Here is a 16,197-nt window from a genome sequence, read left to right on the forward strand (position 1 = left end):
TTCCTTTGCAGCGATAAACCTGATGCCATTGCGCCAGCGTCTTGAAAACCTTCCTGTCGGCCAGAAATTGCTGGCTGCCCTGTTGGTGCTGTTAACCACTGTACTGCTGGTTGCCAACCTGACCTTTATCAGCGCCGCCTACTACATCTCCCAGGAAAGCATGGCGCCCCAGGCGCTGCAGACCATCGGCCGACTGGTCTCCAACCCGAGCCTGGTGGCCGAGGCACTGCAGTCGCCGCAAAGCGCCCAACGCCTGCTCGATGAACTCGACAGCTATTCACCACTGCGCGCTGCAGCCCTGTATGACGGCAAGGGCGAACGCCTGGCTCAGTTGCAACATGGCGATCACCTGAGCCTGCCCAAGCGCTACCGGCACATCGAATCCTGGCAAGTCACCGAATTTCGCAGCAACCAGGTCATCACCCTGCCCCGCCCCGGCACCGCACCCGGCCACCTGCTGCTGGTGGCCAGCAGTGAGCTGCCCATGGCGTTCTATACCGGGACCCTGACCGCCAGCCTGGGGATCCTGATTTTCAGTGTGCTGCTGTGGCTGGTGATCGCGCGGCAGATCAAACGCCTGATTACCCGGCCGATTCATCAGCTGGAGGAACTGTCCCGGCAAGTGACCCGGGAAGAGAACTACGCCCTGCGCGCCTCCCGGGGCAATCACGATGAAATCGGCAGCCTGGCCGAAGCGTTCAACACCATGCTCTCGCGGATCGAGGCCCGGGAGCAGCAACTCAAGCGCGCCCGCGATGATTCCCAGGCCGCGTATGACCAGGCCCAGGGCCTGGCGGAAGAAACCCGCCACACCAATCGCAAGCTGGAACTCGAAGTGCAGGTGCGGAGCAAGATCGAGAAAAAACTCACGGGCTTTCAGAATTACCTCAACAGCATCATCGACTCCATGCCATCGGCGCTGATCGCCCTCGACGAACAGCTTTACGTGACGCAGTGGAACCAGGAAGCCAGCGCCCTTTCCGGCACGCGCCTGGACGAAGCCTTGAACCAGCCGATCTTCCTCGCGTTCGAACCGCTCAAGCCTTTTTTGCCGCAGCTCAAGCAAACCGTCGAGCAGCACACGGTGGCCAAGATCGAGCGCGTGACCTGGGTCAAGGACGATGAGCCCCGCCACTACGCCCTGACCTTCTATCCGCTGATGGGCGGCGCCGGGCGTGGTGTGGTGATCCGCATCGACGACATCACCCAGCGCCTGTCCCTCGAAGAAATGATGGTGCAGTCGGAGAAAATGCTCTCCGTCGGAGGCCTCGCCGCGGGCATGGCCCACGAAATCAACAACCCGCTCGGCGCGATCCTGCACAATGTGCAGAATATCCGCCGTCGCCTGTCCCCCGAACTGCCCAAGAACCTGGAGCAGGCCGAGCAGATCGGCATCGAGCTGTCGACCGTCAACCAATACCTGCAGGCGCGCGAAGTGCCACAGCTGCTCGATGGCATCCAGCAGGCCGGCGCCCGGGCGGCAAAGATCGTCACGCACATGCTCAGTTTCAGTCGCCGCAGCACCCGCCAAATGGCCCCGTGCGATCTGCCTGCGCTGATCGACCAGGCTGTGGAAATCGCCGGAAACGACTTCGACCTGGCAATCGGTTTCGACTTCAAGGGCCAGGCAATCATTCGCCAGTTCGACCCGGCCCTGGGGCCGGTACCCGGCACCGCCAACGAACTGGAACAGGTGCTGCTCAACCTGCTGAAAAACGCCGCGCAAGCCATTCACCAGCGTGAAGACGACAGCGAACCCGGACGGATCATTCTGCGCACCAAACTGAATCCGCCGTGGGCGGAGATCCAGGTCGAAGACAACGGCATCGGCATGAGCGAAAGCGTGCGCAAGCGTACTTTCGAACCGTTTTTCACCACCAAGGAAATCGGCCAGGGTACCGGCCTTGGCCTGTCGGTCTCGTACTTCATCATTACCAACAACCACAAGGGCCAGATGGAAGTGCAATCGACCCTCGGCCAAGGCACCTGCTTTACCCTGCGCCTGCCATTGGCGAGCACCCCGCTCGTCTCCCAAGAACTCAACCAGCTATCGAGGTAACCATGGGCTTTCGCCTGTCGAAAATTTACACCCGCACCGGCGACAAAGGCGAAACCGGCCTGGGCGACGGTCGTCGCGTGCCCAAGGATCATCCGCGAATCGAGGCTATTGGTGAGGTCGATACGCTGAACAGTCAGGTCGGCGTGTTACTGGCCGGACTGGCGGCAGAAAGTGCCCGGTATTCGGGTTTGAATGAGGTGATCGAGGTATTGGCACCTTGTCAGCACAGGTTGTTCGACCTGGGCGGTGAACTGGCGATGCCGGAGTATCAGGCATTGAATGCCGCAGAGATTGAACGCCTGGAGGCGGCAATCGATGTGTGGAATGAAGAGCTGGGGCCGCTGGAGAATTTCATTCTGCCGGGCGGTTCGGCGTTGATTGCCCAGGCCCATGTCTGCCGTAGCCTGGCCCGCAGTGCGGAGCGCCGCTGCCAGCATTTGAATGCTGTGGAGCCGTTGGCCGGGGTGGGGTTGGCTTATATCAATCGGTTGTCGGATTTGTTGTTTGTGGTGGCAAGGTTGATTGCCCGGCGCCAAGGGATTGCCGAGATTCTTTGGCAGCCGGCGGCGAAACCAGAAGTCTAGTCGGCGCCTGTCAGGCCCTCATCGCGGGCAAGCCCGCTCCCACAGTGATCGCGTCGAGCGCAACGCTTGTGTACGCCACTGAACCTGTGGGAGCGGGCTTGCCCGCGATGAGGTCAGACGCATCACCGCGCAATCATGCCTCAGGCCAAAACGCCCGAATCCCCGCCACACCTTGGGCACCCGCCGCCCAAGCTTTCTGAACCTCTGCCGGCCCCACGCCACCGAGCAAAAACACCGGCCTGCTGAACCCCTCGATCAAGGTCGAAGCCTGCTCCCAACCCAGCGGCTCAGCCCCCGGATGCGTCAAGGTCGGCTGCACCGGCGACAAGGTCACGAAGTCCACGCCCATCTCTTCGGCCAGCGCCAGCTCCTCGGCGTTATGGCAGGACGCCGCCAACCAGCGCGATGCCGGCAACGGCCGACCCGCAGCCGCGTACTTGCGCAACTGGGCCGAGGTGATGTGCCAACCGGCGGAAGGAAAATCCCCCAGCCACTCGAAAGGCCCCTTGATCATCAACTGCGCCTTGCCGGCACACAGGCCCACTGCATCCACCGCCAGATCGCGGTACTTGGGGTCGTAACCGTTTGGCGCGCGCAACTGGATCAGCTTGATACCGCCCGCAATGGCCTTCTGGATTCCTCGCAACAGGGCCGGAGTTTCCAGGTCTTCAGGCGTAATCAGGTACTGCTCGGGCAAGCGTGCGGCCGCCACGATTGGCCGGTTGGCCTCGGGGAACTCGTAACCCGACAGCTCACGCGCCGTCACCCAGGCCAATGGCTGACCTTCGGCGCCGTGAGGCTCGCCGGTAAACGTCGAGACTTCCCAGACATCCAGCAACACCTGCTTGTCCGGGTAGTCGTGACGGACCTTGATCAGCGGGCGCGCCGCGCCGACCACGATACCCAGCTCTTCCTGCAGCTCCCGGGCCAAGGCGCTTTCAACCGATTCGTCGGCCTCTACCTTGCCACCAGGAAACTCCCAGAGACCGCCCTGGTGCTGAGTGTCGGCACGACGGGCGATAAGGATCTTGCCACTGCCATCACGGATAACGGCAGCCGCTACGTGTACTCGTTTCACCGCTCGATCTCCTCCAGGCCAGCCTTCTGCCAGGCCTTGAACGCGGGCCATTGGTAGAGGGTTTCAACATAGGCTTCGTCGGCTGCCGACAGCTTGACCTGATAGGTACGCAGGCGCACGGCGATGGGTGCGAAAAACACATCGGCAAGGCTTATGCGACCGAACAGGTAAGGCCCAGGCTCGGTCGCGACAGCGCGGCATTCAGCCCACAACGCCGACATGCGCTCGATATCGGCCTGGACATCAGCCGGAACCGGCGACAGCGACGCGTCATGGCTCAGGTCGAATGGCATGTTGCCGCGCATGGCGAAGAATCCGCTGTGCATCTGCGCGCACGCCGAACGGGCCTGGGCACGGGCAGCGGTGTCTTTGGGCCACAGGCCCGCTTCGGGGAACTGTTCCGCCAAGTACTCGGCAATCGCCAGGGAGTCGGCGATGGTGCCGTGCTCGGTCTTCAGCAGTGGGACTTTGCCGGTCGGCGAATGCTTGAGCAGACGCTCGCGGGTGTCCGACTGGTTAAGCTTGATCAGTTCTTCGGTGTAGGAGGCGCCGGTCAGATCGAGGGCCAGGGCGCCGCGCAGGGACCAGGAGGAAAGCAATTTGTCGCCGATGATCAGGTGGAGGCTCATGTTCGGGACCTTTTGATGTAGGGACAGCCAGTCTAGTAAATGACTGACAAACCGCCATCGCGAGCAGGCTCGCTCCCACAGTGGATTGATGTACTCAAATCAAAATGTGGGAGCGAGCCTGCTCGCGAAGGGGTCGACTGGATCTTACGTACGATACTCGGCGTTGATCTTCACGTATTCGTGGGACAGGTCGGTGGTCCAGATGGTTTCGCTGCAATCGCCGCGACCCAGCTCGATACGGATGGTGATTTCTTCCTGCTGCATCACCGCCGCGCCCTGGGCTTCGGTGTAGGTCGCAGCGCGGGCACCACGGCTGGCGATGCACACTTCACCGAGGAACACATCGATCTTGCTCACGTCCAGGTTTGGTACGCCGGCACGACCGACAGCCGCGAGGATGCGGCCCCAGTTCGGGTCGGAAGCGAACAGTGCGGTCTTGATCAATGGCGAGTGGGCCACGGTGTAGCCGACGTCCAGGCACTCCTGGTGAGTACCGCCGCCGTTGACTTCAACGGTAACGAATTTGGTCGCGCCTTCGCCATCGCGCACGATCGCCTGGGCCACGTCCATGCACACTTCGAACACCGCCTGCTTGAGCTTGGCGAACAACTCGCCCTCGGCACGGGTGATTTCCGGCAGCGCCGCCTGACCGGTGGCGATCAGCATGCAGCAGTCGTTGGTCGAGGTGTCGCCGTCGATGGTGATGCGGTTGAAGGACTTGTTGGCGCCGTCCAGCATCAGGTTTTGCAGCACATCGCGGGCAACCTTGGCGTCGGTGGCGATGTAGCCAAGCATGGTCGCCATGTTCGGGCGAATCATGCCCGCGCCTTTGCTGATACCAGTGACGGTGATGGTCACGCCGTCGTGCTGGAACTGGCGGCTGGCGCCCTTTGGCAAGGTGTCGGTGGTCATGATGCCGGTGGCGGCAGCTTCCCAGTTGTTCTCCGACAGATCGTCGAGGGCGGCTTGCAGTGCGCCTTCGATTTTCTCGACCGGCAATGGCTCGCCGATCACACCGGTGGAGTACGGCAGCACCAAGCTGGCATCGACACCGGTCAACTCCGCCAGTTTGGCGCAAGTGCGCTCGGCTGCGGCCAGGCCTGGTTCACCAGTACCGGCGTTGGCATTGCCGGTATTGGTCAGCAGGTAACGCACCGGGCCTTGCACGCGTTGCTTGGCCAGAATCACCGGGGCGGCGCAAAAGGCGTTCAGGGTGAACACACCCGCCACCGTCGAGCCTTCGGCACAACGCATGACCACAACATCCTTGCGCCCCGGGCGCTTGATACCGGCCGAGGCGATACCGAGTTCAAAACCGGCAACCGGGTGCAACGTTGGCAAAGGACCAAGACCAACAGCCATGAATGCGCTCCTTTATAAATGATGTCTGCACCGCTTCAGCAAAAGCGATGGTAAAAATGGCAAAACGCCGCGACGGCAGAAGCCGGTCGCGGCGCGGGTATTTCAGCGTATGAAACGGGGGTTACTGGATCTGCCCGTGGCAATGCTTGAACTTCTTGCCCGAACCGCAGTAGCACAGTTCGTTACGGCCCAGCTTCTGCTCGTTGCGGACCGGGGCGGTGGCGAGGGCCACGTCGACCTCTTCACCCAACTGCTCCGGCTGCTCCAGGCCTGGGGCTTCTTCATGCAGGAACTGCATGCGCGCCGCCAGTGCCTCGGCTTCCTGGCGCAGGCGCGCCTCTTCCTCGGCCGGGTCTTCGCGACGCACCTGAACGTGCGACAACACACGGATCGAGTCGCGCTTGATCGAATCCAGCAGCTCGGAGAACAGCGTGAACGACTCGCGCTTGTACTCTTGCTTCGGGTTCTTCTGCGCATAACCACGCAGGTGGATGCCGTGACGCAGGTGGTCCATGGTCGACAGGTGGTCTTTCCACAGGTCATCCAGCACGCGCAGGACGATTTGCTTCTCGAAGGTGCGCAGCGCTTCGGCGCCCGCCTGGTCTTCTTTCTCGTTGTACGCGGCGATCAGCTCCTGCATCAGCTTCTCGCGCAGGGTTTCCTCGTACAGGTGATCGTCTTCGTCGAGCCATTGCTGGATCGGCAGCTTCACGCCGAAATCGCTTTCCAGGGCTGCTTCCAGACCCGCCACGTCCCACTGCTCCGGCAGCGATTGCGGTGGAATGTGCGCGCTGACGGTAGCGTTGAGTACGTCCTGACGGAAGTCGGCGATGGTTTCGCCGATGTTGTCAGCGGCCAGCAACGTGTTACGCATGTGATAGATCACTTTACGCTGTTCGTTGTTGACGTCGTCGAACTCGAGCAATTGTTTGCGAATATCGAAGTTGCGGCCTTCCACCTTGCGCTGGGCCTTTTCGATGGCATTGGTCACCATGCGGTGCTCGATCGCTTCGCCAGGCTGCATGCCCAGAGCCTTCATGAAGTTCTTCACCCGGTCAGAGGCGAAGATGCGCATCAGGCTGTCTTCCAGCGACAGGTAGAAACGGCTGGAACCGGCGTCGCCCTGGCGACCGGCACGACCACGCAACTGGTTGTCGATACGGCGCGATTCGTGACGCTCGGACGCGATCACCTGCAAACCGCCCGACTCGAGCACTTGCTGGTGACGCTTCTGCCAGTCGGCCTTGATCTGGGCAATCTGCTCAGGGGTCGGGTTTTCCAGCGAGGCCACTTCCACTTCCCAGTTGCCGCCCAACAGGATGTCGGTACCGCGACCGGCCATGTTGGTGGCGATGGTCAGTGCACCCGGGCGACCGGCCTGGGCGATGATCTCGGCTTCTTTTTCGTGGAACTTGGCGTTCAGGACCTTGTGCTCGATGCCTTCCTTGTTGAGCAGGTCGGACATGCGCTCGGAGGTTTCGATGGTCGCCGTACCTACCAGGACCGGACGGCCCGCGGCCATGCTTTCCTTGATGTCGGTAACGATTGCCGCGTATTTCTCGTCGGCGGTCAGGAACACCAGGTCGTTGTAGTCTTTACGGGCCAGCGGCTTGTTCGTCGGAATGACGATGACCTGCAGGCCATAGATCTGATGGAACTCGAACGCTTCGGTGTCGGCCGTACCGGTCATGCCGGACAGCTTGTTGTACAGACGGAAGTAATTCTGGAAGGTGGTCGACGCCAGGGTCTGGCTTTCGGCCTGGATATTCAGGTTTTCCTTGGCTTCGATGGCCTGGTGCAGGCCTTCGGACAAGCGACGGCCGGGCATGGTACGACCGGTGTGTTCGTCGACCAGTACGACCTGGCCGTCCTGCACGATGTATTCAACGTTGCGATGGAACAGCTTGTGCGCGCGCAGACCGGCATAAACGTGCGTCAGCAGGGCCAGGTTGTGTGCCGAGTACAGGCTCTCGCCTTCCGCCAGCAGGCCGAGACGGGTCAGCGCGTCTTCGACGAACTGGTGACCGGCTTCGTTGAGTTCGACCTGGCGGGTCTTCTCGTCGACGGTGTAGTGACCGGCCTTGGTGACTTCGCCTTCGACTTCTTCGACGTGCAATTCCAGCTGCGGGATCAGTTTGTTGATCTCGATGTACAGCTTGGAGCTGTCCTCGGCCTGACCGGAAATGATCAGCGGGGTACGGGCTTCGTCGATGAGGATGGAGTCGACTTCGTCGATCACGGCAAAATTGAGTTCGCGCTGGAATTTTTCTTCCACGCTGAACGCCATGTTGTCGCGCAGGTAGTCGAAACCGAATTCGTTGTTGGTGCCGTAGGTGATGTCGGCGGCATAGGCCAGGCGCTTCTCTTCCGGCGGCTGGAATGGCGTGACCACGCCGACCGTCAGGCCGAGGAATTCGTAGAGCGGACGCATCCAGTTGGCGTCACGACGGGCCAGGTAGTCGTTCACCGTCACAACGTGCACGCCCTTGCCGGACAATGCGTTGAGGTAAACGCCCAGTGTTGCCACCAGGGTCTTGCCTTCACCGGTACGCATCTCGGCGATCTTGCCTTCATGCAAGGTCATGCCGCCGATCAGCTGGACGTCGAAGTGGCGCATGCCCATGACACGCTTGCCGGCTTCACGGGCGACCGCGAAGGCTTCCGGCAACAGCTTGTCGAGGGTTTCCCCTTTGGCGAAGCGGGCCTTGAACTCATCGGTCTTGGCACGCAATTGATCGTCCGAAAGGGCCACCATTTGCTCTTCGAAGGCATTGACGAATTGCACCGTCTTGAGCATGCGTTTGACTTCACGCTCGTTCTTGCTTCCAAAAAGTTTCTTTAACAAAGGCGCAAACATATCGGCAGGATCTTCCACACTAAAGGGATGGAGGGCGGCCCCGTGAGTCGCCCGAGCAGCCCTCATGGCCGCATGCGAACGAGCATTCTACCCGGAAACGGTGGTGAGGAAAGTGGCGTTATTCCACGATGCTGGCACAGCGTTGTAACGGGGCTCACTTAAAATAAGGGCAAATCGCTGAACTTCAAGCCATTCACGCCAGAAGTTACTTGTTGATTTAATGGGTAAAGCGCGCGCAAAGCAATGGGTCGGGCGCATCCGGTGCTTTCTGCTAACATGGCGGCTCTGTTACTTCAGGTGTCTGATCATGGCATTTCGCCCTCTTACGGCCAGAGCACCCGCCGTTCTGCTTCGCGAAGCCAAGCCGCTCAAGGCCATTCTCGGCCACGCTCAACGCCTGAGCCATTTGCAACGTTTGCTCGAAAGCCAGTTGCAGCCCGCCGCGCGCGCGCATTGCCACGTGGCGTCCTGGCGCGAAGGCAGTTTGTTGCTGATTGTCACCGACGGTCATTGGGCCACCCGCCTGCGCTACCAACAAAAACGCCTGCAACGGCAACTGCAGATGTTCGACGAGTTCGCCAACCTCACGCGAATCCTGTTCAAGGTGCAACCGCCCACCGTCCAGCAAGGTGCGGCGGGGCATACCATGGATTTATCCAATGATGCGGCCGCGACCATCCAGTCCACGGCCGACGGGATCAGCGATCCGAATCTGCGGGCGGCGCTGGAGCGCCTGGCGGCGCACGCCAAATCCAAGACCTGAAAAGCCAGATCAAAAGATCGCAGCCTGCGGCAGCTCCTACAGGAAAACGCGAATCACCGTAGGAGCTGCCGCAGGCTGCGATCTTTTGCCTTTAGCGGCGTTTGCTGCCGCCCAACAATGACCCCATCAACCCGCGCACCAATTGCCGTCCCAGCTGATTGGCCGCCTGTCGCATCGCCGATTTCAGTGCCTGCCCCGCCGCCGTGCCGAGAAACTCTCCAGCCTGCTCGGTGAAACTCGGCTCCTGCGCCGCCGGTTTTGCCGGTGCCGCCTCAGGCTCGGGGGCCAGCCCCTTGCGCCCCATCAGCACTTCATAGGCCGATTCACGATCGATCGGTTTGTCATATCGCCCCTTGCACGGCGAACCGGCGATCAGCAACGTGCGCTCCGTTTCGCTCAGCGGCCCGATGCGTGATTGAGGTGGAGCCACCAGCACGCGCTGGACCATTGCCGGTGTGCCTTTGTCCTGCAAAGTACCCACCAGCGCCTCGCCGATACCCAGCTCGGTCAGCACCGACAGGGCGTCGAACGCCGGGTTCGGGCGGAAGCCATCGGCCACCGCCCGCAGGGATTTCTGCTCCTTGGCGGTGAACGCGCGCAAACCGTGCTGGATGCGCAGGCCCAGCTGTGCCAGCACGTCGTCGGGCAAGTCGCCCGGTGACTGGGTGACGAAATACACCCCCACGCCCTTGGAACGAATCAGCCGCACCACTTGCTCCAGTCGATCCTGCAGCGCCTTGGGTGTGCCGGCGAACAACAGATGCGCCTCGTCGAAAAACAGCGCCAGCAGCGGTTTGTCCGCATCGCCGCGTTCCGGCAGTTGCTCGAACAGCTCGGCCAGCAGCCACAACAGGAAGGTCGCGTAGACCTTCGGCGCTTCATGCACCAGACGACTGGCGTCGAGCAGGTGAATGCGTCCGCGGCCATCGGCGGTCGGTTGCAGGATGTCCTCCAGTTGCAGCGCCGGTTCACCAAACAGCGCTTCCGCACCCTGCTGCTCCAGGGTTGCCAGGCGCCGTAACAGGGCCTGGCTGGAGCCGGTGGTCATCAGCGCCGCGTCATCACCCAGCAGTTCCGGGTTGTCCTTGAGGTGATTGAGCAGTGCCTTGAGATCCTTCAGATCCAGCAGCAACAGGCCTTCGCGGTCGGCCACCTTGAACGCGGCATACAGCGCCGACTGCTGGCTGTCGGTCAATTCCAGCAGGCTGCCCAGGAGTAACGGCCCCATTTCGCTCAATGTCGTGCGCAGCGGATGACCGGACTGACCGTGAATGTCCCACAAGGTCACCGGATACGCCGCAGGCTTGTGGTTCAGCCATGGCATGCCGGCAATCCGCTCGGCGACCTTGCCCTGAGGGTTGCCGGCGGCGCCCAGGCCGCACAGGTCACCCTTGATGTCGGCGGCAAACACTGCCACGCCGGCATCGCTGAAAGCTTCGGCCATGCGCTGCAAAGTGACGGTCTTACCGGTCCCGGTGGCGCCCGCGACCAATCCGTGGCGATTCGCCAGGCGCATGGCCTGGGCGATCGGCTGCCCCGAGAGATCGGCGCCGATAACAAGTTGCAATGAATCAGGCATTTGGTCACCCATGGTTAATCTTTGGTCCTACACGGCCGATAGAAATAACGACAAAGCAGACAGACACAAATTTGTCGGACATTTCCCTTAAGGAGCGACGGAAATATCTCTTGCTTTCAACATTGCCCATCATGCGTTCCTTTATAAAAGCACGCACTGGGCATTAAGACCTTAGCGGAACCCCAAGCCATGAACAAAAATCTGCGTTTCAGCCATAAAATCCTGCTTGCCGCCGCCCTTATCGTCATTGCCACTTTCGCCTCATTCACCCTGTATAACGACTATTTACAGCGCAATGCCATCCGCGAAGACCTGGACAACTATCTCAACGAGATGGGCGACGTCACCGCCAACAACATCCAGACCTGGCTGACCGGCCGTATCCTGCTGATCGAGAACCTCTCGCAAAACATTGCCATCAACCCGGAACAGGCCAACGTCGCCGCCCTGCTGGAACAGAAAGCCCTGACGTCGACGTTCATGGCGTCCTACCTGGGTGACGCCACCGGGCACTTCACCATTCGTCCGGATGCGAAGATGCCGGACGGTTTCGACCCACGGGTTCGGCCTTGGTACAAGGGCGCGCAAAACAGCAGCACGCCAACCCTGACCGAACCCTATGTCGATGCAGCGACTGGGCAAACGATCATTTCTTTGGCCATGGCCTCGACCAAAGCCGGGCAAGCCGTAGGCGTGGTGGGCGGCGACCTCAGCCTGCAAACCTTGATCGACACCCTCAGCGCCCGGGATTTCAACGGCATGGGTTACGCCTTCCTGGTCAGCGCCGACGGCAAGATCCTGGTCCACCCGGACAAAGCCCTGGTCATGAAGTCCCTGGGCGAGGCGTACCCGCAAAATACCCCGCGCATCAGCCACGACCTCAGTGAAATCGTGGTCGATGGCAAGACCCGCATCGTCACCTTTACCCCGATCAAAGGCCTGCCGTCGGTCAATTGGTACATCGGCCTCTCGGTGGACAAGGACAAAGCCTTCTCGATGCTCAGCGAGTTCCGCGCCTCGGCGTTGTTTGCCACGGTGATCGCCGTCGCCATCATCATCGCCCTGCTAGGCATGTTGATCCGCCTGCTGATTCAGCCGCTGCACGTCATGACCCGGGCCATGGCCGACATCGCCGACGGTGAAGGCGACCTGACCAAGCGCCTGGTGATCCAGAACAACGACGAGTTCGGCAGCCTCGGCACCGCGTTCAACCGTTTCGTGGAGCGTATCCACGGTTCGATCCGCGAAGTGTCCTCGGCCACCGGCCAGGTCAACGAAGTGGCGCTGCGCGTGGTCGCCGCCTCGAACTCGTCGATGTACAACTCCGACCAGCAAGCGTCGCGCACCAACAGCGTGGCAGCGGCGATCAACCAGCTCGGTGCCACCGCCCAGGAAATCGCCCGCAATGCCGCGCAAGCGTCGAGCCAGGCCAGCGATGCCCGCAACCTCGCTGAAGATGGCCAGCAGGTGGTAGACCGTAGCATTGCCGCCATGAATCAACTGTCGAACATGCTCAGCGCTTCGAGCAGCAACATCGAATCGCTCAACAGCAAAACCGTGAACATCGGGCAGATTCTTGAGGTGATCACCAGCATTTCCCAGCAAACCAATCTGCTGGCGCTCAACGCTGCCATCGAAGCAGCGCGGGCCGGTGAAGCCGGGCGTGGATTTGCCGTGGTGGCCGATGAAGTGCGCAACTTGGCGCATCGCACCCAGGAATCAGCGCAGCAGGTTCAGACCATGATCGAAGAATTGCAGGTTGGCGCCCGCGAGTCGGTCAGCACCATGAGCGACAGCCAGCGCCATAGCCAGGACAGCGTGGAAATCGCCAACCTGGCCGGCGAGCGCCTGAGCAGCGTGACGCAACGCATCGGCGAAATCGATGGCATGAACCAGTCGGTGGCGACCGCCACCGAGGAACAGACCGCGGTGGTCGAGTCGATCAACGTCGACATCACCGAAATCAATACCCTGAACCAGGAAGGTGTGGAAAACCTGCAATCGACGTTGCGCGCCTGTACGGATCTTGAGCAACAGGCGGCGCGGTTGAAGCAGCTGGTGGGCAGCTTCCGCATCTAGCCTTTTTGATCCGGCCTTCGCGGGCGGCTTGCCCGCGAAGACGAAATACCCAGACACCAATCACTCAAACACCACCCCCCCTCCAAATCCCAACCGAACATCTATTCTTCATATAGGTCAATCAAGGAGAACAACGGACCGGAGGGATGTTCATCGTGCATATCGCTGACATAACCATGTTCTACGCCCCTGCCAGCGGTGGCGTGCGCACTTATCTGGATGCCAAGCATCATCGCCTGTGCACCAGGCCCGGTATTCGCCACAGCCTGCTGATACCGGGGGCCGTTCTCAGCGAACAGGATGGCATCTACACGGTTCCGGCTCCCGCCCTGCCCTTCGGCAAAGGTTATCGCTTCCCTCTGCGCCTGGCGCCCTGGCGCAATGTCCTGCAGGATCTGCAACCCGAGCTGATTGAAGTCGGCGACCCCTACCTCACCGCCTGGGCGGCCCTGGACGCCCGGCGCCAACTGGATGTGCCGGTCATCGGCTTTTATCACTCCGACCTGCCACTGCTGGCCCGCAATCGAATGGGCAACTGGGTCACGCCAAACGTCGAGGCCTATGTCAGCAAGCTCTACGGCAACTTCGACCGGGTACTGGCACCGAGCCGGGTCATGGCCGACAAACTGATTGGCCTTGGGGTGAAGAATGTTTTCGTGCAGCCCCTGGGGGTCGATCTCCAGGTGTTTCATCCCGATGCACGGGACACCCGCCTTCGGGCCGAGCTGGGCCTCGACGAAAACACTCATTTATTGATCTTTGCCGGGCGCGGTTCCAAGGAGAAGAACCTGCCGGTGCTGCTCGAATGCATGAAGCGCCTGGGCCGACGCTATCATTTGCTGCTGGTCGGCTCGTCGATGCCGACCACTGTGCCGGGCAACGTCACGGTCATCGACGATTTCTGCCCTGCCCCCCAAGTCGCCCGCCTGATGGCCAGTGCCGACGCCTTGCTGCATGCCGGCGATCAGGAAACCTTTGGTCTGGTGACTCTCGAAGCCATGGCCTGCGGCATCCCGGTGGTGGCGGTGGCCGCTGGCGCCTTTGAGGAAATCATCACCGATCAATGTGGCCTGTTGTGTGCCCCCAACGATTCGTTGGCCATGGCCAACGCCGTGCGCGAACTGTTCAGCCGGGGTAGCGCAGCCCTCGGCCAGCAAGCCCGACGCCATGTCGAGCGGTATTACGCCTGGGACACGGTGGTCAACAGCCTGCTCGGCCATTATCACGCCGTCCTCGGCAGCCAATGGCCGCGAGCCGCCAATGCTTGAACCCACGGACGCGCCCGGCCTGCTGCTGGTACTGCACGATGTCGCGCCACCCACCTGGGCCGATTACCAGCCCTTTGTCGAGGCCGTCGACGCGCTTGGCAGCGTGCCGATCACTTGGCTGGTGGTGCCGGATTTCCACAAACACTACAACCTGCGAGCCCACCCGCAATTTCGTCGTCAGCTCAGCGCACGACTCGAGCGTGGCGATGAACTGGTGCTACACGGTTATTTTCACTGCGATGACGCACCGAAGTCGAGCACTCCCCGCGACTGGTTCATGCGCCGGATCTACACCCACGAAGGCGAGTTCTACAGTTTGTCTCGCGAGGCCGCCCTCACCCGCCTGCACGCCGGCATTGAAATGTTCCAGCGCTACGATTGGCCGTTGCAGGGTTTCGTCGCGCCGGCCTGGTTGATGAGTGAAGGCACGCGCCAGGCCTTGCGCCAATTACCGCTGGACTACACCAGCGACGCCCGGCATCTTTTTCGCTTGCCCGAATTCACCGCGATCGATGCTCCCGGCCTGGTCTGGAGTGCGCGCAGTGCCTGGCGGCGCGGTTTATCGAAGCTGGTCAGCCAGCAACTCGAACAGCGCTGGCGAACGGCGCCGGTGATTCGATTGGGCCTGCACCCGGTGGACATGCGTCATGAGTTCTCGCGTACTTACTGGCTGCAAACCCTCAAGCGCCTGCTCGATGAGGGCCGCGTGCCCATGACCAAGTCCGGTTGGCTGGCCTTGCACAGCGAGCGCATGGGGCGTGCGGCATGAGTCGCTCGATCCTGCTATGCGTCGGCCTGCTCGCCGCGGTGCTGATTCCCTGGCTTCTGGGCGGCAGCGAAACCTGGTCGCGGCTCAAGGACTTTCCATTGAGCAGCTTGCTGGTCATGTTCGGCATGATCTTGCTGTGTTGGGTGGTCAATACCCTGCGATTGCGCCTGTTGCTGGGGGATCAGCGCAACAAGGTCAGCCCGGTCAAGAGCCTGGGCGTGGTGATGGCCGCCGAATTTGCCTATTGCGCCACGCCGGGTGGCAGCGGCGGGCCACTGACCATCATGGCCTTGCTGGCGCGCAACGGCGTACGACCGGCCAGGGGCAGCGCCGTGTTTGCCATGGACCAACTGAGCGATCTGTTGTTTTTCCTTTGCGCATTGACCGGGATTCTGATTTACGCGCTGTTCCAACATCTCAGCCAGCACATGGCGTGGTTGCTGATCGTCAGCGCCCTCTCGATGTTCGGTGGCCTGGTCAGTTGCGTGCTGGTGGCGCGCTATCACCGCCTGGTGATCCGTCTGGGAGGCCGACTGCTGGCACGCCTCAACGTCGAGCCCTCGACCCGCATGCGTTGGGCACGAAAACTCCTGCACTTCCTGGCGGCGTTTACCGACACCCTCAAGTTACCCCCCCAGACACTAATAACAGTGTTCGGCTTGACGTGCGTGCATTGGATCTTGCGTTACAGCGTCCTGTACCTGGCGCTGCGCGGGCTCGGCGCCGACTTGCAGTGGGCCTGGAGCTTTCTGATCCAGATGGTTTCATTGAGTGCGGGGCAGTTCAGCCTGTTGCCAGGCGGCGCCGGGGCGGCTGAATTGACTTCAGCGGCACTGTTGGCGCCCATGGTGGGTAAATCCACGGCGGCGGCCGCCATTCTGATCTGGCGGGCGGTGACCTATTACTTCTATTTGCTGGTGGGTGGGCCGGTGTTTTTGCTGATGCTGGGCCGGCCATTGCTCAAGAAGCTCATGAAGAATGTGTATCCGTAGAAAGTGGTCTGCCGGTGAAAGCGGCCTGGAACATTGCGTTGGACTTTCGGACGCCTTCGCCGGCAAGCCGGGCTCCTACAGGGGATTGCGTGCGGCTCCCGATCAGGTCGGCTGTCAGGCCGCCTCGCTTTGGCTTTTGATTTTCTTGCCCCCTCGAGAGGCCGAGTGGAGGTTCTGC

Annotated in this window: 12 protein-coding genes and 1 pseudogene; 8 read left to right on the plus strand and 5 right to left on the minus strand. The window is 61.3% G+C overall.

Translation table 11 applies throughout. The features are described from left to right. Positions 1-22 precede the first annotated feature (22 nt). Together PMI35_RS03230 and PMI35_RS03225 are read left to right on the plus strand one after the other, a co-directional pair. Entirely contained in the window at positions 23-2,059 is a 2,037-nt protein-coding gene (locus PMI35_RS03230) for a sensor histidine kinase (RefSeq protein ID WP_008065480.1), read from the plus strand. A gap of 2 nt (positions 2,060-2,061) precedes the next feature. After that, positions 2,062-2,643, plus strand: a complete 582-nt coding sequence (locus PMI35_RS03225; RefSeq protein ID WP_008065482.1) for a cob(I)yrinic acid a,c-diamide adenosyltransferase — start codon at positions 2,062-2,064, stop codon at positions 2,641-2,643. A gap of 133 nt (positions 2,644-2,776) precedes the next feature. Here PMI35_RS03225 and PMI35_RS03220 read toward each other — a convergent pair whose 3' ends face one another. From PMI35_RS03220 to secA, 4 genes are all read right to left on the minus strand, one after another. Further along, positions 2,777-3,721, minus strand: coding sequence for a Nudix family hydrolase (locus PMI35_RS03220; RefSeq protein ID WP_008065484.1), 945 nt, complete (start codon positions 3,719-3,721; stop codon positions 2,777-2,779). Beyond that, positions 3,718-4,350: a glutathione S-transferase family protein gene (locus tag PMI35_RS03215; protein WP_008065489.1), complete on the minus strand. Its 633-nt coding sequence runs from the start codon at positions 4,348-4,350 to the stop codon at positions 3,718-3,720. The genes PMI35_RS03220 and PMI35_RS03215 overlap by 4 nt, the downstream gene beginning before the upstream one ends. 144 nt (positions 4,351-4,494) lie before the next feature. After that, complete coding sequence (gene argJ / locus PMI35_RS03210; protein ID WP_008065491.1) at positions 4,495-5,712, minus strand: bifunctional glutamate N-acetyltransferase/amino-acid acetyltransferase ArgJ; 1,218 nt, start codon at positions 5,710-5,712, stop codon at positions 4,495-4,497. 121 nt (positions 5,713-5,833) lie between these two features. Continuing rightward, positions 5,834-8,569 (minus strand): preprotein translocase subunit SecA, encoded by a 2,736-nt coding sequence (gene secA / locus PMI35_RS03205; RefSeq protein ID WP_008065493.1) that lies wholly within the window; start codon positions 8,567-8,569, stop codon positions 5,834-5,836. Positions 8,570-8,876: 307 nt separating this feature from the next. On the opposite strand from secA, the gene PMI35_RS03200 reads away from it, so the two are divergent. Continuing rightward, positions 8,877-9,332, plus strand: coding sequence for a DUF721 domain-containing protein (locus PMI35_RS03200; RefSeq protein WP_008065495.1), 456 nt, complete (start codon positions 8,877-8,879; stop codon positions 9,330-9,332). Positions 9,333-9,423: 91 nt separating this feature from the next. Here PMI35_RS03200 and PMI35_RS03195 read toward each other — a convergent pair whose 3' ends face one another. After that, complete coding sequence (locus tag PMI35_RS03195; protein ID WP_032832119.1) at positions 9,424-10,911, minus strand: helicase HerA-like domain-containing protein; 1,488 nt, start codon at positions 10,909-10,911, stop codon at positions 9,424-9,426. A 189-nt stretch (positions 10,912-11,100) separates the two neighbouring features. Here PMI35_RS03195 and PMI35_RS36015 point away from each other — a divergent pair. The 5 genes and pseudogenes from PMI35_RS36015 to PMI35_RS03175 all read left to right on the plus strand — a co-directional run. Continuing rightward, positions 11,101-12,132: pseudogene (locus tag PMI35_RS36015) on the plus strand (HAMP domain-containing protein); the annotation flags it as partial. Between the two features lie 93 nt (positions 12,133-12,225). Continuing rightward, the gene (locus PMI35_RS36020; protein ID WP_443217076.1) at positions 12,226-12,990 is read left to right on the plus strand and encodes a methyl-accepting chemotaxis protein; all 765 of its coding nucleotides are present in this window, start codon (positions 12,226-12,228) and stop codon (positions 12,988-12,990) included. A 146-nt stretch (positions 12,991-13,136) separates the two neighbouring features. Beyond that, positions 13,137-14,258, plus strand: a complete 1,122-nt coding sequence (locus PMI35_RS03185) for a glycosyltransferase family 4 protein (protein ID WP_008065502.1) — start codon at positions 13,137-13,139, stop codon at positions 14,256-14,258. Then, positions 14,251-15,027, plus strand: coding sequence for a DUF2334 domain-containing protein (locus tag PMI35_RS03180; protein ID WP_008065503.1), 777 nt, complete (start codon positions 14,251-14,253; stop codon positions 15,025-15,027). Before PMI35_RS03185 ends, PMI35_RS03180 begins: the two co-directional genes overlap by 8 nt. Next, complete coding sequence (locus PMI35_RS03175; RefSeq protein ID WP_008065504.1) at positions 15,024-16,019, plus strand: lysylphosphatidylglycerol synthase transmembrane domain-containing protein; 996 nt, start codon at positions 15,024-15,026, stop codon at positions 16,017-16,019. The genes PMI35_RS03180 and PMI35_RS03175 overlap by 4 nt, the downstream gene beginning before the upstream one ends. Positions 16,020-16,197 lie beyond the last annotated feature (178 nt).

The organism is Pseudomonas sp. GM78, from assembly GCF_000282475.1.
Taxonomy (GTDB): Bacteria; Pseudomonadota; Gammaproteobacteria; order Pseudomonadales; family Pseudomonadaceae; genus Aquipseudomonas.

Coding starts and splice junctions, on each gene's coding strand:
- PMI35_RS03175 (WP_008065504.1), top strand. CDS start 15,024: ATGAGTCGCTCGATCCTGCTATGCGTCGGCCTGCTCGCCGCGGTGCTG.
- PMI35_RS03180 (WP_008065503.1), top strand. CDS start 14,251: ATGCTTGAACCCACGGACGCGCCCGGCCTGCTGCTGGTACTGCACGAT.
- PMI35_RS03185 (WP_008065502.1), top strand. CDS start 13,137: ATGTTCATCGTGCATATCGCTGACATAACCATGTTCTACGCCCCTGCC.
- PMI35_RS03230 (WP_008065480.1), top strand. CDS start 23: ATGCCATTGCGCCAGCGTCTTGAAAACCTTCCTGTCGGCCAGAAATTG.
- secA (WP_008065493.1), bottom strand. CDS start 8,569: ATGTTTGCGCCTTTGTTAAAGAAACTTTTTGGAAGCAAGAACGAGCGT.
- PMI35_RS03195 (WP_032832119.1), bottom strand. CDS start 10,911: ATGCCTGATTCATTGCAACTTGTTATCGGCGCCGATCTCTCGGGGCAG.
- PMI35_RS03215 (WP_008065489.1), bottom strand. CDS start 4,350: ATGAGCCTCCACCTGATCATCGGCGACAAATTGCTTTCCTCCTGGTCC.
- PMI35_RS03200 (WP_008065495.1), top strand. CDS start 8,877: ATGGCATTTCGCCCTCTTACGGCCAGAGCACCCGCCGTTCTGCTTCGC.
- PMI35_RS36020 (WP_443217076.1), top strand. CDS start 12,226: ATGTACAACTCCGACCAGCAAGCGTCGCGCACCAACAGCGTGGCAGCG.
- PMI35_RS03225 (WP_008065482.1), top strand. CDS start 2,062: ATGGGCTTTCGCCTGTCGAAAATTTACACCCGCACCGGCGACAAAGGC.
- argJ (WP_008065491.1), bottom strand. CDS start 5,712: ATGGCTGTTGGTCTTGGTCCTTTGCCAACGTTGCACCCGGTTGCCGGT.